This window comes from Stieleria varia (assembly GCF_038443385.1).
Taxonomy (GTDB): domain Bacteria; phylum Planctomycetota; class Planctomycetia; order Pirellulales; family Pirellulaceae; genus Stieleria; species Stieleria varia.
Genome location: NZ_CP151726.1, coordinates 1,722,982 through 1,741,428 on the forward strand (window position 1 = coordinate 1,722,982; position 18,447 = coordinate 1,741,428).

Annotated in this window: 17 protein-coding genes; 15 read left to right on the plus strand and 2 right to left on the minus strand. The window is 55.7% G+C overall.

The genetic code is table 11. From position 1 onward, the window contains the following. Window positions 1-7 precede the first annotated feature (7 nt). Window positions 8-784 carry a sugar phosphate isomerase/epimerase family protein gene (locus tag Pla52nx_RS06075; RefSeq protein WP_146519788.1) on the plus strand — a complete coding sequence of 259 codons (777 nt, stop codon included), beginning with the start codon at window positions 8-10 and terminating at the stop codon, window positions 782-784. An 8-nt stretch (window positions 785-792) separates the two neighbouring features. Beyond that, window positions 793-1,395 carry a metallophosphoesterase family protein gene (locus tag Pla52nx_RS06080; RefSeq protein ID WP_146519787.1) on the plus strand — a complete coding sequence of 201 codons (603 nt, stop codon included), beginning with the start codon at window positions 793-795 and terminating at the stop codon, window positions 1,393-1,395. Between the two features lie 74 nt (window positions 1,396-1,469). On the opposite strand, the gene Pla52nx_RS06085 is transcribed toward Pla52nx_RS06080, so the two are convergent. Beyond that, complete coding sequence (locus tag Pla52nx_RS06085; RefSeq protein WP_231741932.1) at window positions 1,470-2,816, minus strand: carbohydrate porin; 1,347 nt, start codon at window positions 2,814-2,816, stop codon at window positions 1,470-1,472. A 482-nt stretch (window positions 2,817-3,298) separates the two neighbouring features. On the opposite strand from Pla52nx_RS06085, the gene Pla52nx_RS06090 reads away from it, so the two are divergent. From Pla52nx_RS06090 to Pla52nx_RS06130, 9 genes are all read left to right on the plus strand, one after another. After that, window positions 3,299-4,747, plus strand: coding sequence for a porin (locus Pla52nx_RS06090; protein WP_146519785.1), 1,449 nt, complete (start codon window positions 3,299-3,301; stop codon window positions 4,745-4,747). A gap of 234 nt (window positions 4,748-4,981) precedes the next feature. Next, window positions 4,982-5,680, plus strand: a complete 699-nt coding sequence (locus Pla52nx_RS06095) for a hypothetical protein (RefSeq protein WP_146519784.1) — start codon at window positions 4,982-4,984, stop codon at window positions 5,678-5,680. Next, a complete protein-coding gene (locus Pla52nx_RS06100) occupies window positions 5,677-7,332 on the plus strand; it encodes a hypothetical protein (protein ID WP_197454542.1) in 1,656 nt (551 codons plus the stop codon). Before Pla52nx_RS06095 ends, Pla52nx_RS06100 begins: the two co-directional genes overlap by 4 nt. Window positions 7,333-7,392: 60 nt before the next feature. Next, window positions 7,393-9,777, plus strand: a complete 2,385-nt coding sequence (locus tag Pla52nx_RS06105; protein WP_197454541.1) for an arylsulfatase — start codon at window positions 7,393-7,395, stop codon at window positions 9,775-9,777. 79 nt (window positions 9,778-9,856) lie between these two features. Further along, entirely contained in the window at window positions 9,857-10,831 is a 975-nt protein-coding gene (locus Pla52nx_RS06110) for an HAD family hydrolase (RefSeq protein ID WP_390620379.1), read from the plus strand. A gap of 37 nt (window positions 10,832-10,868) precedes the next feature. Further along, window positions 10,869-11,252 carry a DUF3302 domain-containing protein gene (locus Pla52nx_RS06115; protein ID WP_146519781.1) on the plus strand — a complete coding sequence of 128 codons (384 nt, stop codon included), beginning with the start codon at window positions 10,869-10,871 and terminating at the stop codon, window positions 11,250-11,252. Then, on the plus strand, window positions 11,249-11,437 hold the full coding sequence (locus Pla52nx_RS06120; RefSeq protein WP_146519780.1) for a hypothetical protein: 189 nt from the start codon (window positions 11,249-11,251) through the stop codon (window positions 11,435-11,437). The genes Pla52nx_RS06115 and Pla52nx_RS06120 overlap by 4 nt, the downstream gene beginning before the upstream one ends. Further along, window positions 11,434-12,558, plus strand: a complete 1,125-nt coding sequence (locus Pla52nx_RS06125; protein ID WP_146519779.1) for an HlyD family secretion protein — start codon at window positions 11,434-11,436, stop codon at window positions 12,556-12,558. Before Pla52nx_RS06120 ends, Pla52nx_RS06125 begins: the two co-directional genes overlap by 4 nt. Window positions 12,559-12,874: 316 nt before the next feature. Beyond that, window positions 12,875-14,284, plus strand: coding sequence for a hypothetical protein (locus Pla52nx_RS06130; protein WP_146519778.1), 1,410 nt, complete (start codon window positions 12,875-12,877; stop codon window positions 14,282-14,284). A gap of 105 nt (window positions 14,285-14,389) precedes the next feature. Here the strand turns inward: Pla52nx_RS06130 and Pla52nx_RS06135 are convergent, their stop codons facing one another. Further along, complete coding sequence (locus Pla52nx_RS06135) at window positions 14,390-15,136, minus strand: SDR family oxidoreductase (RefSeq protein ID WP_146519777.1); 747 nt, start codon at window positions 15,134-15,136, stop codon at window positions 14,390-14,392. A 380-nt stretch (window positions 15,137-15,516) separates the two neighbouring features. Here Pla52nx_RS06135 and Pla52nx_RS06140 point away from each other — a divergent pair, with 380 nt between their 5' ends. From Pla52nx_RS06140 to Pla52nx_RS06155, 4 genes are all read left to right on the plus strand, one after another. Continuing rightward, complete coding sequence (locus tag Pla52nx_RS06140; protein WP_146519776.1) at window positions 15,517-15,918, plus strand: hypothetical protein; 402 nt, start codon at window positions 15,517-15,519, stop codon at window positions 15,916-15,918. Between the two features lie 110 nt (window positions 15,919-16,028). Beyond that, the gene (locus Pla52nx_RS06145) at window positions 16,029-16,568 is read left to right on the plus strand and encodes a hypothetical protein (protein WP_342190347.1); all 540 of its coding nucleotides are present in this window, start codon (window positions 16,029-16,031) and stop codon (window positions 16,566-16,568) included. 301 nt (window positions 16,569-16,869) lie between these two features. Beyond that, window positions 16,870-17,052: a hypothetical protein gene (locus Pla52nx_RS06150; RefSeq protein ID WP_146519774.1), complete on the plus strand. Its 183-nt coding sequence runs from the start codon at window positions 16,870-16,872 to the stop codon at window positions 17,050-17,052. 70 nt (window positions 17,053-17,122) lie between these two features. Then, window positions 17,123-18,373, plus strand: coding sequence for a DUF1559 domain-containing protein (locus Pla52nx_RS06155; protein WP_146519773.1), 1,251 nt, complete (start codon window positions 17,123-17,125; stop codon window positions 18,371-18,373). Window positions 18,374-18,447: the final 74 nt, after the last annotated feature.

Consider the following 18,447-nt stretch of genomic DNA (forward strand, 5'->3'; position numbering starts at 1 on the left):
TTGCACGATGGCGGAGTTAAGAATTGCGGTCCGTATTGACGCGTTGAAGCTGCCGATCAAGCGCGCCTTGGAGCAAGCCTCCGCGTTGGGTGTTCGATCGATCGAGATGGATGCCCGTGGTGACATACATCCCGAAGCCATGACGGGGACGGGGCTGAGGCACTTGAAAAAGATGCTCAGCGATCTGAACTTGAACGTCGTCGCCTTGCGTTTTCAAACGCGACGTGGGTACGACATCGTTCACGAGTTGGATCGGCGAGTGGACGCGACCAAATCGGCGATGTTGTTGGCGTACCAGTTGGGATGCCGGCATGTGATCAATCAAATCGGACGGGTTCCCGATAGCGATGACGATCCCGGTTTTGCGCCGTTTCAGTCTGTGATCAATGACTTGGGACGCTATGGCACCCGCGTCGGTGCTTTCCTGGCGGCGGAGACGGGGACGGAGTCGGGTGAGCGGCTGGCGAGTTTGATTGATGGCTGCGAAGACGGATTCATCGGCGTCGCACTCAACCCCGGCTACCTCGTGATCAATCGTCATGATGTTTCCGAGGCGATTGCCAGCCTGGGGCGCCACATTCAACTGGTCTGCGCCACCGACGGCGTGTTGGATTTGGCCGCCGGTCGTGGTTTGGCGGTGCCGATCGGCGAGGGCACGGCCGATTTTCCTCAAGTGATCGGGATGCTGGAGGATTTTCAGTTTCGTGGACCGTTCATCGTCGGTCGTCGGGAAAGTACATTGGCCGAGTTGAAACAAGGCATCGAGTACCTCAGTAATCTGTAGAGCGAAAAATGAAACTGTTGTGTTTCAGTGACTTGCACCGCGACGTGGATGCGGCCAAGCGATTGGTCGAACTGGCTACAGAGGTTGACGTGGTGATCGGCGCGGGCGATTTTGCCAATCAACATCAAGGGCTACACGATACGCTGGACGTGCTGCAGGCGATTCGTTGTCCAGCGATTCTGGTTCCGGGTAACGGTGAAACGGTCGAGGAACTGAAAGCTGCGACCGTGGATTGGGAGTCGGCCACTGTGCTACACGGCAGCGGCTGCTCGGTCATGGGAGTCGAATTCTGGGGTGTCGGAGGTGGGATTCCCGTGACGCCGTTTGGACCGTGGAGCTACGACTTTGATGAGAATCAAGCGGCAGAGATGCTCAGTGGATGCCCGCCACGCTGTGTTTTGGTCGTGCATTCGCCGCCGTTGGACACGGTCGACCATGATTCCAGCGGCCGTGTTCGCGGAAGTCGTGCCATTCGCGAGACAGTCAAGCAGAAGCAACCGAGATGGGTCGTGTGCGGCCACATCCACAGTGACTGGGAAAACCAAGTTCGGTTGGGGCAGACGCGTGTACTGAACGCTGGCCCCCGAGGCGTCGTGATCAAGTTGGAATGACGCCCGGTGTACGTCAGCCTTTCCAGGCTGACAGGTTTGGAGTAGGTCAGGCTGGAAAGCCTGACGTACTTGCATCAAAAAGAGATGTTGGCTCGCACGCCGAGCACGTAGGCGTCGTCCACGTTTCGGCGAGCTGGGGAGACCCATTGAAAGTCTGGCGTGACGGTCAGCCAGTTGTTTGCTTGGACATTGTAGAACGTCTCAAATCCTTGGCCGTCCCCGATGGGACCCAGCAGTGTGCTGAGAGCCGGGCCGATTTCGTCGCTGGATGCGGCGTAGTAGTAGCCGACGCCAAAGCTGTCCTGGGGACGTCGAGCGATCGGGCTGCTGCCGCCCAGTCCGACGCTGCCAAAGAATGCAAGTGGATTATTGCCATCGTCGCCCACGCCCAGTCGGCCGAAGTAGCCCCAGCCTCGCTTGGCGTCACACGGATCAACGTGCAGGTACTGGTCCATGTTCCAGTAGGCCGACCAAGAGTCGCTACTGCGGGCAATCGGAACGCTGGGCAAAATGATCCGCGGATCCTGATCAAAACTGACGTAGTCGCGGGTGCTGTAGGTCACGCCAAAGAGTTGGTGACCGGGACGATTGCCGAACTGAGTTGGAACACGCAGTTCAGTGGAGATCGCTGCTCCCTCCGAAAACAACTCACTGAAACCGCTGCTGTTTGTGGTGTCCGTTGGGTTGATCAACAGAAAGGAAAGCAGTGGCTCACCATCGAGCAAATAGGCAAAGCCCATCCCCAATGACGAGTAAGGAATGGTTCGCAGGGCGATCGGGTTGGCGACGAATCCGACATTGGAAAACTGTCGGATCCCGCGGCCGTGTGCAAATGCGTTGACGTCTCCGTCAAGCGTATCGACCTTGCCCGCGAAAACAATAAAGCTTTCCGAAAGAGCTTGAGTGATCACAAAGTTCGTGAGGTACAGGTTATCGCTATCGGCAACAGGCAAATCTGCGGCGAGCGTCGCGGGCAACAATGCACCTGTGTCTCCGGAGACCGATTGCCCGAAGCGTCGTTCGGCGCGGATCTTCAGGAACAAGCCTTCTTGGACGCCCAGTTTGCCCATGTCAAAGTTCGCAACATAGTCGCTGTGAGCGCCGTAGCGATCCGATCGCTCCAGTCCACCATCGACCACGCCGAAATAAAACTGCGTGAAATTCGCGTTGAGGGTGATGCCTTTCTGTGCCCAACGCTCGCGACAGCTCAACGGACCACAGCCGCATCCCAGCGAGTCGCATCCCAGCGAGTCGCATCCCAGTGAGTCGCATCCCAGTGAATCACACTCGCACGCATCGCAGCACGTCGTCGCGGCGTCACACGTCGGGCAAGCAACGCTTTGTTCCAACGATGATTGGGCAAACAATGACTGGGGCAGGAAACCCAGTAAGCTTAATGAGCACAATGCAACGAGAGACACTTGGAAGCCGTTAAAAAGAGCCGCCATAACAATCCTTTGAGCTAGCAGTACCTTCAGCGTACGGCATTTGGCATCGAAACTGATCATGCTTCGCCACCAACCCAATTCGGCGGGGCAGTGAACTTGAACGGATGCGGTTGCATGCCACTCCGATCAGGAAAGGTTTGACGCGGGTGGGTCCCAGCGAAACCACCTGTGCCCAAGTAGACGGATGAGCAGGTACGTCCATGGTTTGGGCGTTCATGGTTTGGGCGTTCATGATTTGGGCGTTCATGATTTGAGGTGGGCAACGCCAAGCATGGATCGCGTGTTCCGCAAGATGCTGTATGAATGCCGTGTGAGATGATCGTGAATGAACCTTGGTGGATTTTCCAAAATCAGTGCTGAACGGCTCCGATTTTGACGATGAAAAGAATCGGGCCGCTGCGTCGGCCATCCTAGCTTGCCAGAAGCGTTCTTGACGACTGATTTGCGCCGGAGCCATGAGAGCCGATCTGCCACACGCTCGGTTCCTACTGGTTGCAATTGGGTTTGCCGCTTTGGTGGCATCTTCGCCGCTCGTTGCCGAAGTGCCGATGGGTTCGCAATCTGAGATCCCGCTGGGGATTTCAGACGACTTGCACACCGACATCGCCGTCGAGGCTTGGGGCGAAGCGTTCGCTTGCGAGCCGACTTTCATCGCGGAATCTAGCTCGTGTGAACACACCGGCGGTGTCTCATCGACAAGCTCGCCGTCGACTCGTGTCGGATACGACAATGGTTTCGTCATCGCGAGCTCGGCAAATCAAGATCTGCACGCGGGGCAATTCGCCTATCGCCTGAGAATCAACGGATATGGGCAGCTTCGCGACACCGTGTTCCGCTCCGATGGCACCAACCCAAGTTTAAACCAGTTGCAGCTCAAGCGAGCCCGGATCATCTTTTCGGGGCACGCGTTCAGTCCCGATCTGACCTATCAGTTGCAGCTCGATGGACGCAGCAATTCGGGAGATGCGTTGCGGATCTTGGACTACTACTTCACCTACGACGTCGGGCATCATCAATGGGACTGTTCGCCTGGAACATTCGGGTTTCGGGCGGGGCTCTACAAGATGCCTTTTTCGTTCGCACGCAGCCTCAGCGGCAAGCAGCTTGAGTTTGCCGACCGATCGATGGCCAGCATTTTCTTTGACGTCAACCGAAGTCTGGCGTGGGGGCTCTACGGTACGACCAACGATCTACCGATCCCGATTCAGTGGGAAGTCGCCGTGTTCAATGGTTTGGTCACCGGAGGTGCTGAGACCGGCAGCAGTGGGCAGTTGGACAACAACAACGCTTTCTCGGCAAGGCTCAACTTGGACCCATCCGGTTCGTGGGCTTCTGGCGACATAGCGGATTTTGAATTCCACGAAACATTGGCAATGCGAATGGGTGCCGGAGCGGTCTTCACGACCATCGACCGACGTGGTCTGACAGAATTCGAGGCGATCCGAGTGGTCGACCAAGGAGTGCCGCTGGGCATTCTGTTGCCCGTAGCTATCGATTCGTACAACGTCACTAGCTTTTCCGCAGACGTGTCGGCCAAGTATCGCGGGGTTTCCGCGACACTTGAGTATTATTGGCGGGCGATCGATCGCTTTCGGGGTGGCAATCAGCCAGCGATCCTGGATCATGGACTTTGGTTTCAAATGGGAGCGTTTGTGATCCCCAAGAAACTCGAGTTGCTAGGGCGGTGGTCGCGTGTGCAGGGCAATTCTGGCACACTCGGGCAGCAGGATGCCAGTGCGGCAGAAGTCTCCGGGGGCTTTGCCTGGTATTTTCGTGACCAACACCTGAAATTAACCTGTGACGCAACGCATCTGGACGGAGCACCGATCCAGTCGTCGACGTTGGACATTGCGGCCGGTGACATCGGCTGGCTGTACCGCACGCAGTTTCAGTTCAGTTTCTGAACCGTTTGGCAACCATCGCCGATTCTCGTGCGGATCTTGTTGCGTTCTTGCGGCAACCCGCGCCCAGGGTGAATCATTCATTTCTCAATGATTTTGATCGCTCAGCGGGCGGGCAAAGGTTGTATTTCCATTGGTCGCGGCGACAATGAGGATTCACAATGCTGGCCTTGGCGAATGCGTCGCCTGGTCATTTGATCATGTGCTTTCTTTTCCAGTATCTTTGCTGAGGCTCCCATGCTGAAATCCCGGATATTCCCTTGGTCTCTGCTGTTGCTGGGAGGTGTCATCGGCTGGACTACGTCGCAAGTTCACTGGCATCACTTGGTGACAGCTCAGGATGATGCCGCTGTATTAAAGGAAGCCGCAAATGACGATGCGACCGTAGCAACCGAAGCGGTGGATGGGGCAAGTGATCGTCCCTTGGAAACGCTTGACTGGTTGGTCGGCGATTGGACAGACAATCAAGACGATCCGAAGATCAAATTCACTTGTCAATTCTCAAAGAACAACGCGTTCTTGATTCGTTCTTTCAAGAGCAAGTTGGGCGAAACGGATTTTTCTGGCATGCAAGTGATCGCGTGGGATCCGGCCCAGCAAGTCATTCGCTCGTGGACCTACGACTCCAACGGAGGATTCGGTGAGGACGTGTGGACTCAAATGGACGAACGTTACACACTCCGCACCAAATACACGCTTGCCGATGGCGGTATCGCATCGGCACTGAGCGTTTTGAACTATGTCGATGAAGGAACCTGCACTTGGCAGACCGTCCATCGTGAAATCGACGGCGTCTTGCAACCCAGTGCGGACGAGATCACTTTGATCAAAGTCACAGCGACGCCATCGGAACCAGCAACAGCACAAGACAACGCCGGGGCACAAAGTGATGCCGCAGCGCAGGGTGATGCCGCGACACCAGGAGAGAACCAATGAACCAGCGAACAATCATCATCATTGCAACCATCACGGCGGGCTTAGCGACAGTATTGTGGGTTCAGCCCAGCGTGGCTCAACGCCGCGGCGGTGGCGGCGGTGGCGGCGGTGGCCGCATGTCGGGATTTCGAGCACCCAGTGCATCACGCAACATCGGTCACGCACCGGCGATGTCACGTCCGTCGATGCCCCATCCAAGTGTGAACCGTCCATCAGCGCCACGGCCATCAGCGCCACGGCCATCAGCGCCACGTCCATCAGCGATACGTCCATCAGCGCCACGTCCATCAGCGCCACAGCAACCGGTCACGCGTCCGGCCACCAGACCGCAATTGCCATCCGGTGGAATTCAAAAGCCGAACCTGGGCAACTCGCCAAACGGCAATCGTCCCAACACGACGTTACCGAACATCAATCGACCTGGGAACAACAAGCCCTCGTACACTCGTCCCGGCGGCAGCACGCGTCCGAGCTTACCCGGCAATGAACGGCCTGGGATCGGCAGTGGCATCACAAAACCCGGTGGCATCAATAGCCCCGGTGGCATCACAAAACCAGGTGGGATCACGAGACCGAATCCTGGTGGGATTGCCAAGCCTTTGCCAGGTGGCGGCCCGAGTGGTTCACAGCTAGACGATTTCTTGGGCATCAAACGTCCCTCGCGTCCCGGTGGTGCGACCACGTTGCCGGGGATCGTAGGCGACAAACGTCCGGGACTTGGCGGGGACAAATTCCCAGGACTTGACGGCGACAAACGGCCCGGAGTTGACGGTGACCGATTCCCGGGAATCGATGGAGACCGACGCCCCGGTATCGGTGACGGCAATCGCCCCAATCTTGGGAACATCGGTTCCAACAACATCAATGTTGGCAATGTCAACGTCGGCAATAAGATCGACTTTTCCAAAGACCGAAACGCGTGGATTGATCAGCGTCACGAGATGGGCGACCGTGTGCGGGTCAACGCGGGAGGGCGTTACGCGTTTGACTATCGGTATGGAAACTATCGCCGCGGAGTTACCGGCGGTTTTGTCTATTACCGCGGTTGGGGCGGGGATCCGTTTTATGGATGGCGTCGTCCGACCCGCGTCGCGTTCGCCGCCTATTTGGGTGCCGCGTGGTTCACACCGACTCCGGTTTACTACGCTTATGGGACTGGCGGTAACGTCTACTATGAGAACAACACCGTCTACGTCAACGGAGAGGCTGCCGGCACTCCGGAGGCTTATGCCCAGGATGCGATCAGCATCGCTGCATCGGCTCCCGCTCCGCCTGCAACGGAGGCAGCAGCCGGTGCTGCCGACGCGTCGACGCAACCTGAGGAGGAGTGGTTGCCATTGGGTGTGTTTGCATACACCAAGGAAGGTGTGGACGACTCACAAGCCATGATCGAGCTGGCGGTGAACAAACAAGGTGTGTTGGCTGGCACCTACTACAACGAAGCCACCAAGGTTTCACGATCGCTGAAGGGCAGCATCGACAAGGACAGCCGTCGTGCCGTCGTCGGATTTGCCGACGGCGAAAACACCGACACCGTGCTGGAGATGGGTGTGGACAATCTGACAGAGGATGAAGTCTCAGCGTTGTTGCATCGTGGAACGGAGGAGTCCGAACCGGTTCTGCTGGTACGCCTGGAAGCGCCCGAAGAATGAGTCATCAAGGATGACACAGCGGCGTGTCTCTTGTCGAAGAGCTTTCCAAGGAATCAAGGCATGATTTACTTTCTTGTGGTATTGCTGTGTCTGTTTGGGTCCATTCTGTCACGTGATGCGAGTGCACAGGCTGATGCCCAAACAGTGGAGTCGCGGACCGATGGTCTCACCTTGCCATTCCCGCCAACGCCGATGGACAGTGTGGCCAAACCGCGTCTGCAAGACTCGACGATGAAATGGCCTGAGAATCCCGAGCGTCTACCAAAGGATGCGCCGAACATTTTGATCGTGATGCTCGACGACGTTGGGTTTGGCGTGTCCGAAACGTTCGGCGGTGAGGTCAAGACGCCGACCTTTGAAAAGATCGCCAGCGAAGGTCTGCGGTACAACGCGTTTCACACTTGCGCGATTTGCTCTCCGACTCGGGCTTCACTGCTGACCGGCAGAAATCACACGCGGATCGGCAGCGGGACGATTGCGGAGCGGGCCGTAGCGTTTGACGGCTTTACGGGAATCATTCCCAAGTCGGCTGCAACGATCGCCGAGGTGCTGAAGCAATACGGCTATCACACTTCAGCATTCGGCAAGTGGCACAACACCCCGGCGACTGAAACGACTGCGTTGGGCCCCAAAGATCGATGGCCCAATGGCTACGGCTTTGAACACTTTTATGGATTCCTGGGCGGTGAGACGTCTCAATGGGAGCCGCGGCTGACCCTGAATTACGATGCCATCGAACCACCAGTGCATGACCCCGAATACCACTTCACCGTCGACATGGCCGACCGAGCGGTTGCGTGGATGGAGAATCATCAAGCGTTTGCGCCCGACAAGCCATTCTTTATGTACTGGGCTCCTGGCGGTGTACACGGACCGCATCACGTCTTTCCGCAATGGGCGGACAAGTACAAAGGGCAATTTGACGACGGCTGGGATGAATACCGCAAGCGGGTTCATCAGCGTCAACTGAAAATGGGGGTCATTCCGTCAGGAACCAAACTGACAGAGCGTGACGAAACTCTAGAGGGCTGGGATGACATCCCAGAAAACCAACGAGCCTTTCAGTGTCGCTTGATGGAACTCTACGCAGGGTATCTCGAACATACCGACGTGCAAGTCGGACGCGTGGTCGACGGCTTAGAACGGCTCGGTATCCGTGAAAACACGCTGATCATCTATATCTTTGGTGACAACGGCTCCAGCAGCGAGGGTCAGCATGGTTCGATCAGCGAACTGCTGGCACAGAACAATATCCCCAACACCATCGACCAACAGCTGGCTGCCTTGGAGCGGATCGGTGGAATCGATGCTTTGGGCACATCGCGAACCGACAACATGTACCATGCGGGTTGGGCGTGGGCTGGCGGCACGCCCTTCAAAGGGACCAAACTACTCGGTGCATACTTCGGTGGCACGCGAAACCCGATGGCCATTTCCTGGCCCAAAAAGATCGAGCCGGACACGAAAATTCGATCGCAGTTTCACCACGTGATCGATATCGCCCCGACGATATACGAACTTCTACAAATCAATCCCCCAGAGGTCGTCAACGGAATCAAGCAGATCCCGATCGATGGGGTGAGTCTGGCGTACACGTTTGACGACGGTGAAGCAGAGGACAGAAAGTCAACGCAGTTTTTTGACAACAACGGCAGTCGCGCTATCTATCACGACGGATGGATGGCGTGCGCATTCGGCCCATTCATTCCGTGGAACACGCCAGCCTCGGTTCAGCGAATTCGCCAGTGGGATTCGGCGAGCGATCAGTGGGAACTGTACAACTTGACCGACGATTTCTCTCAAGCCAACGACTTGGCCCAACAAAATCCGCAAAAACTTGCGGAGCTCAAAGAGATGTTTTTGAAACTGGCTGCTGAGAACAAAGACTTTCCGATCGGAGCGGGGAATTGGTTGCGTTTGAATCCCGAGGACCGTGTGAAAACGTCCTACATGAGCTGGAAGTTCAATCAGTCAACGCGTCGCATGCCCGAGTTCGCTGCGCCCGGTGTTGGACGTCAAAGTTCGGATGTTCGCCTGAGCGTCGAACTGGGTGATCGGTCCAGCGGAGTTCTTTACGCCGTGGGTGGCAGTGGCGGGGGCTTGACCGTTTACATGGACGCAGGCCATTTGGTCTATGAGTACAACATGATGATTATCGAGAACTACACCATGCGATCGAAAGACGCATTGTCCGCGGGCAAGCATACGATCGACATTCAAACGGTGATTCAAGGACCGGGGACGCCCGGTGAGGTCACCGTGTCGGTCGACGGTGAATCGATCGGTTCGGTTTCCTTGGCTCGCACTGTGCCCGCTGCCTTCACTGCCACAGAATCCTTTGACGTCGGCGTCGACTTGGGGTCGCCTGTTTCTTTGACATACGAAGATCGACGTCCGTTTGAGTTCGACGGTAAAATTCGCGAAATGACGATTGAACTCAAGTAGCCACGGCACAAGACCAGGCTTCATCTTTCGACCACCGAATCCCATGACAAAAGAGCCGATGTATTACTTCAGTCACCATATGATCCCATGCTGTTTTCTCGCGTTTTGTGCGATTACTGTGCAGGCGGCTGAGCCGTTGCCATCGTGGAATGACGGTCCAGCCAAGCAGGCCATTATCGACTTTGTCGAGACAGTCACCGACGAGAATTCGGACGACTTTGTTCCGGCTGACCAGCGAGTCGCAACGTTTGACAACGACGGCACTCTCTGGTCCGAGCAACCCATGTATGGACAAGCCGCATTTGTGATGGATCGCGTCAAGGCACTGGCGCCCCAACACCCCGAGTGGCAAACCACCCAGCCGTATTCTGCTGTGCTGCAAGGAGACATGGCAGCGGTTGCCGCAGGCGGACATCGGGCGCTGCTGGAGTTGGTGATGGCCACTCATGCAGGGATGACCACGGATGAGTTTGAGGCGATTGTGACTCAGTGGATCACAACGGCGCGGCATCCCAAGACCGGGCGACTCTATACCGAGATGGTTTACCAGCCGATGTTGGAACTGCTCGACTATTTGAGATCCAACGGATTCAAGACATTCATCGTTTCCGGAGGCGGGGTTGATTTCATGCGTCCTTGGACGCAGCGTGTCTACGGGATTCCACCCGAGCAAGTCGTCGGCAGCAGCGTGAAGTGCCGGTTTGAGGTTCGCGACGGCAGTCCGGTCGTCATTCGGTTGCCCGAGCTGAATTTCATTGATGACAAAGAAGGCAAGCCGGTAGGGATTCAGCAGCACATCGGCCAGCGGCCCACGATGGCATTTGGTAACTCAGACGGCGACTACGAGATGCTGCAGTGGACAACGGCAGGCGACGGTCCACGCTTTGGCATGTTGATCCATCACACCGACGCGGATCGCGAATCGGCCTACGATCGGGAATCATCCATCGGCAAACTTGAGCGGGGTTTGGACGACGCCCGAGCCAAAGGTTGGGTGCTCGTCGACATGAAACAGGACTGGAGTAAGATCTTTCCCGATTTGAAGAAACGGTAGCGATGTAAGCCACAACGTTGTATCCAAGGAGTTTCAAGTGGAGTTTCAATTCGAGTCGATGGGACCGACGCTGCGGATCGTGGTGCTGATTTTCCTGCTGGTGTTTCTGTTGATCATCATCGGCGTGGTCGTAGGCCTCGCGGCATTGCCCGGTATGATCGCTCGCAAACGAAATCATCCCCAAGCCTCCGCGATTAACGTCGCCGGGTGGCTTGGATTGCCGACGGGAATCGTGTGGGTACTGGCAATGGTGGGCGCCCACTGGGATCCAACAGTCATTAAAGCAGCAGGCAGTACATCAACAGACAGTGCTGACGAACTGGATCAGGCGGCACTGTCGAACAGACTGGCCGACAAGCTGGCTGCTTTGGAATCCTCTCTGAACAAGATAGAAACCGCCGTCCAAGGAACGTCCAAATGATTCCGGCTTTGTTAAGTTGCGTGTTCGTTTTTTATCTGTATCGCACCTTGAATGCTCCGCCAACAGATTCACCCGATGCATCGCTCCGTGATTCAACTCCGGCGGCGTTGGAGTCAAGAATCGATTCCTTACAGCAGCGTTTGGATCGACTTGCGACATCGCTGACCCGGGAGGATCGATCATGAGTTGGATTCTCGCGGGCATTTATTGCGGTGTCATTTGGCTCGTTTTCGCGAAGCTGAAACTGATGCGACTGTCGCTGCCGTTGGCAATTGTCTTGGCCTCATTGGGGCCGGCCATGATCGTGGCGCTGTTGTTCTGTGCCCAGTACTTTCACCCCTACACTCATGCTGCGATCGTGCTTGAGCGGATCGATCCCATCATCCCGCAACTTTCCCGACCGGGGCGTGTGGTGGAGGTGTCGGTGAAACCCAACACGCCGATCAAAAAGGGTGATCCGCTGTTTCGTGTCGATCCAATTCCCTACGACAACGCGGTCAAGCGAGCCGAAACGGCGTTGACGCAAGCCAATCAAAACGTGGATTTGGCAAAGTCGTCGGTGACTCTGGCCGAAGCGGTGCTGAAGCGTTCGCAAGCGGATTTGGACTATGCAGAGAATGACCGAGATCGAAAACAAAAACTGCGGGCATCGGGCGGTGCCAGCCAGGATGAGCTGGAACGCGCGATCGCCAAGTTCGAACAGGCCAGCGCAGCGGTTTCGCAAGCCGAGGAGAGTCTAAAACAGTCCAAGTTGTCGGTGGATGTCGCCATCACCAATATTGCTCAAGCGGAGACGACGCTGCAGGATGCTCGGTACGACCAAAGTCAAACGGATGTTTTGGCTCCAGCGGACGGCTACGTCACCAACCTGCAGCTTCGTGAGGGCATGATGGTCGGAGGTGGTACCGGGGCGGTGATGACCTTCATCCGTGACCACGACGATGACGATCACGGCGTGATTGTGGCAACGTTTGCAGAGAAGAGCTTTCTCAGAATCAAACCGGGCCACTACGCCGAAGTAGCGATGGATGGTTACCCCGGCGAAATTCTGACCGGTAGAGTGCTCAATACGATCGACGTTTCTGGGACAGGGCAATTGACTGCCAGTGGCCAGTTGCCCACTTCGATCCTCAGTGGCAAACCGACACTCTTTGCGGTTCGCATCAAACTGGATCGTGCGGACGAGTTGAGGCTGCCAGGCGGTGCGCGAGGACAAGCCGCGATCTACACCGAGGATGTTCAGGTTGCGGGCATCCCCATCATGTTTTTGATCCGTACCAATAGCTGGCTGAATTACGTCATGTAGCTGGTCGCCGTTTTCGAGAGAAATCGATGGGAGACAGTCCCAGCCCGGATTATGAAAAACAATCTGCATTTCCCAACGATGTCACAACTCATTGTCAAGAATCTGTTTGCGATTTGCGCTAAAATCAATCATCCGCATGAATAATTCGGGCCAGGAGCGTCTGGAGGGTTAAATCCGCTGTATTTTGCAGAGAACGTTTCAGGGCACCCGTCCGTTCATTACAATTCTTTCTGACCAATCCGCTCCATCGTCCGCGACACTCCGGTTCGTCGCGGGCAAACACACGTTGTTCGTTTACCACCTAGAGTTCTGGATCATGATTTCAAGAGTCACTGCTGGCCTCGCCATTTGTTCGTTGCTGGTTTCGGGCATTGTCGCCAATGCCGAAGATGAAAAGCTGGGGCTGTTGCTGGATCGCTCTCCATCGCCACCCAACGTCGTCGGCTACGTCAACGCGGAATCACTGAACAAAGTGATGGGAGGCAGCGCGTTGGGTGCCGATATGGTTCAGAACGTGAACGACTATTGGTTCATTTCCGATCTGGACATCATGAACCTGAGGCCGAAATGGGAAGCCGGATACGCGACCCTGAAACAACCTGTTGACGCGGAGACTCTGGCAGGCAAGGTGGACGGTTACGTCGACGACATCGCGGGCAACAAAATCGTTTGGGCGCCAAGTCAGACTTATTTTGTCCCAGGCAAAGAAAACCGCTTGGGCGTTCTTCGTCCCGCGGATCGATCGCTGTTGTCCAGTTGGTTGCTCTCCAGCGGCAATCCCACGTTCTCCGAGTTCCTGCGTGCTCAAACCAAGCAGCCGGAGGGCTATTTGTCTTTGATGCTGGCCTTTGAGCTGGAAAACGCGTTCTCACCCATTCCGTTGGGCGAGAAACTCAAGGATTTCCAGTCGCTGAAAGCTCAGTCGCCCGAGACGGTGGGGCGAATTCTGGCGTCCATCAAGGGCGTCAGTATCATCGTCGGCCGCAATGGCCTGAACGAGTGCATCGTCAAAGCTGAGTTTGCTCAATCACCGGCCAGCCTGAAACCGATTGCCAACGAACTGTTCGCGGAAATGATCAGCCGAAATGGCACTGCGGCGCCGGAGGTATTGACGTGGAGCGTCGATGCGAACGAAACCTCATTGGCCATGAAGGGGCCGATCACAGAAGAAACCCTCAGTGGTGTCCTGGGAATCTTTAGCCTGCAAGGCAAGGCTGCAAGAGCCGGTTTGTCTTTCAAGGACAGCGACAGCGCGAACCGAACCAAGGAACAACAGACCGGATATCGCTCCAAATACTACTTCGACCAAGTCAACACGATCGTCGAACAGACTCGCAAGCATAAATCGCAAACCACCGGCGCTCTGGCGAAATGGAACGACCAACGCGCTCGTCAGATCGATGAACTGCCAACGCTGAATGTCGATCCCGACATGATTCAGTACGGATCCAATGTCGCCGAGTTGTTGCGAGGCAACGCCTTGACCGTTCGTCAAGGCAATGTTGAGGCCGGCAAGGCCAAAGCGACCCAAGGGTTGAATCGCGGGTACAACGGTTACTACGGTTACGGCTACGACGCCAATTCCGTTGCCGCCAATCAAAACGTGACATCAGCCTACGCACGTGGAAACGCTTACGCGAATTATCAGGAAATCCTGAACCAGATTGACCAAATGACCGCAGATCTGCGTCGAGGAATGACGCAAAAGTATCAAATGCAGTTCTAACGATGCGATCAGTAGGTGTCTCACGTTGATGCGGCTGAATTCTGAAATGAATCAGACTGGAGCGGCTGAAGCCTGTACTCCAACATAGATTCGTTTCAGCGGTGATCAAGCGGTTGCGGAATCCTGTGGTTCGATCACGGCTGCGGCAAAGCCTTGGTAGGCTTCCCAAACTTGCCGAGCCATCGAGTCGGGAAATACGTGAAATGCTCCCGATTGGATGGCATCAAAGATCCCGTCGGCAACCAAGGACGGCGGCTCTGCGATCTCCGTCAGCCCGGCTTCGCCGGCCATGTCCGTGTCGATTGGGCCTGGATGAACACTGATCACCTGAGTGCCTTGATCTGCCAATTTCTCCCTCAGTGCTTGGGTGATCGAATAGCTGGCGGCTTTGGACGCTGCGTACGTCGCGAAGTCGGCGAACGATCGGACCGATGCGACAGAGTTGAGCTGCACCAGCACACCGCCGCCTTGTTGTTTCAGGTTGGGTGCAAAGGCTTGCGCGATGCGGATCAAACCGGACACATTGACGTTGATCTCATCATTGAGCGTCTCAATGGCTCCCTCTGACAGGAGTTCCGACGGACGGATGATACCGGCATTGTTGATCACGATGTCGACATCGGTCGCCGATGCGGCCGCGTCAACGATCGACTGTGGGTCATTCAAGTCAGCTCGAATGGGAACCACTCGGTCACCGTACTGATCAACCAGGGGTTGGGCGGACGACAGGGTTCGGACCGCCGCATACACCTTGGCGGCTCCACGCTGTAAAGCTGTTTCCGCGATGACGCGTCCGATTCCACGATTGGCACCGGTGACCAAGACGACTTTGTTTTCTAGCGATTGAGGCATCTGTAGAGTCCTGACGGGAGTTTTGCGTTTGGTGATGACGTTCTTTCGAAACCGTCATTGTGGCATACCCGAACGAGGAAACGGTCTAACAGAGAAAATAAGATTTTTGTTGCTGCTCTGGCGTTACGCAGGGTTTTATGGGGATTTCACGTAGAGAGACCGTCTGCTGACAAAGCGGGCACGGTCATTGCGAATAGGACCAAGGGGACGTAGACGACTGATGGGACCGACCCAGAATTGCCAATGACCGATAGACGATGATCGCTCTGGAAGAATTTTTCCTTAAGCCGCAGGAACCGGTTAGAATAAATTCATCAAATCCTCTGACACCCGATTAACGATCGATGTGTCACCTGTTACCCCTTGTGCGGACTGTCTCAATGCGCCTGCCAAAATGGATTTGGAAGACCAACATCGCGGGAACGGTTGCGGTTTTCAACATGCTGGTTATCGCCGCTTGTGCGATCGCCCACATGACCATGTTTCCGGATGGCGTCGTCCGCGTTGATACCGAACCTCAGTGGAAACTCTCCGTTTCCGATGCAATGGGTTGGGTGGTCGTTGCATTCACATTTCCATTCGGATGGTTTGTCGAAATGATTACGGGAGGAGTTAGCAAGCCGCCGATCTTTGCTCCGTTTTATGTTCCTGTAAACGCCTACCTTTGGGGTGCTTTTGCATCTCGTTTCCAACTCCGCGAAGTTGCTCCAGAAGAAACTGCTGTTCCAGAGGAGACTGCTCGCAGTTCGGAGCGTGCCTACTTCGAAGACTCGCAACATTGATTACGTGCTAGGCATTTCGGCACTGCAGGCATGTTTGGTGGCGCGGGCTGCACATGATACCATTGCCATAATCCCATTACGCTAGCTCCGTTGGGTGACGCAGGGTTAACATGAACGACACTCGACTTAGACCCACCTATCGCCTGAAGACGCTCTTCCGGGTTACCGGGATCGTCGCTGTGCTTTTCGCACTCTACGTTGCATGGGATAGCGCAATGGACAGGATCTTCGACGACTTTTTGGTCGGTGAAACTGGTCCAGTGACATCCGTTGACGATTGGCCGCGTCCCCTGAAGACGCTCGCCGAAGAGACATCAATGATCTCGGCTGACGACATCCGAATCCACTGCCTTTGCCAAGGGTTCGACCCAGAGTACGTTTGGAAAATGCCCTGCGACGACGATTCGTTCGCCGAGATCGAATCACGATGGCACCTGACCGCGATTTCGAAACCTGACACTCACATTTACCGTGGTTATAGCCACAACTCTGGAATCGCCACTCCGGATTGGTGGAAACCGACTGACCTAAAACACATCTCTTATTATGCGTGTCCGCAGGTCTTGGGCGGGCACAAAGGCAATCGGTTTCAAGTTGCCTATCATGCTGAAACGGACACCTTGTTTGTTCACTACTGGTTCAATTTCTAGCGTCGCTAAAAATGGTGTTCGTTCTGGGAGCTCGGGGTAACACCGTTTTGACTGCCGAAGTCATCAAAGTGAACAAGGGTGGCTGATGGGACAGCAAGTTGATGTAAGGGTGATCAATGGAACGGAGCGGGCGAATAGGAGCAACTAAATACTGCGAAGTGGGAGCTTCGATGAGCCGGCAACAGGTGCTCGGCTATCGCGGAAAGGTGTCGTGCGAGTTTGCCCGCGATCGGCGGCAGCCTGCGGCATGGGGGACTTGCTAGAATGATGGCCTTGATTCTCATTTTTCCGAGGTTGGCCAATGGCACGCTACTTTTCGCCGATTTGGATCGCAATTTTCGTGCTGGCGATCCCTGGTCTGACGGGTTGTTCAGACAGCAGTCCGCGTCAGGTCGAGGAAACGTCTGAGTACAGTTTCGACGACGTCGCTGAGCGACTTCAAGCCGAGGAAGATGACTCATCCGAGAAACAAGACGGTGACTGAAGCGACACGTCCGTTGTGGTACGACGGTTGAGATTCTGATGCGTCACACTATCTGGTGGTTAAGACTGTGATGAAAGTTTTCTGGACGATAGACCAACGGACTTCGCGACGAGTAGGACGGCTGCGGCAGGCGGGATTTACGCTTGTTGAACTGCTGGTCGTGATCGCGATCATCGGGATTCTGGTGGGACTGTTGTTGCCAGCCGTGCAGGCGGCTCGCGAGGCCGCGAGGCGAATGAGCTGCAGCAACAACTTCAAACAGATCGGATTGGGACTGCAAAACTACCACATCAATTACAAACAACTGCCCGTTCATGGTGTGGGACCGACCAACGAAAACATGAACTCCACCACCGCCGCGATTCTCAACGACGGCACGGGGTTCACGCGGTTGGAGCTTTCGTATCTTGTCGGCTTGCTGCCCTTCATCGAACAACAAGCCCTGTGGGAAACGATCAGCAACCCACTGGTGGAAACCGATGGAGATCGTTGGCCGGCGTTCGGACCGCGTCCGACGGTCGGTTCCTACCCTCCGTGGGCGGCCGATATCCCGACCTATCGTTGTCCGAGTGACCCCGGGTTTGGGCTTCCCGGACTCGGACGGACCAACTACGCCTGCTGCACCGGCGATGCGTTTTACGACGCTGAGGAAGGCGCAACGATCTTTGTGAGTGGTCGCTGGCGATACGAAACGGACTCCCGTCAGATGGAACGCGTTCGGGGAGGGATGCGAGGCGCCTATGTTCCGCGCAAGTCGATGAAATTCCGAGACTTCCTCGACGGCCTGTCCAATACGATCATGGCTGGCGAAATCATCTCTAGCTTGGGTGATCGTGACAAACGCAGCGTCAGCTTTACGAATGCGAAGGGTGGTTTCCAGCAAGTCGCGGACAATCCCAAGCGGTGCGAGGAACTCGGGTACATCGACCCACAACGCCCGCGGTTTTGGACCGATGCGGCCAACGTTACTTTCGGGCAACGAGGTCATCGCTGGGCGGATTTTCACACCTTGCAGTCTCAGATGAACACGATCTTGCCTCCCAACGCCGAAGTCTGTCTGGTCGGCAGCAGTGATACCTACGGATATGCACCGCCCAGTAGTCAACACAGCGGCGGTGTTCATGTGTTGATGAGTGACGGGGCGATTAAATTCATCACGGACTCGATCGAAGCAGGCAATTCGCATGCTCCGACGATCTATTTCAGAGCGTTGACGAGCGAGTACATCAGCGCGACACCGGTGGGTTCGATGAGCCCGTACGGTCTATGGGGTGCGCTGGGAACGCGTGCGTCGAGCGAAGTCATCGACGAAGAATTCTGATCGCTCGTGAATGTTTTAGTGGTCTGGGACAACTTATTATTAGGGTAGTGGATCTTGTTAAAGATCCTGTAGCG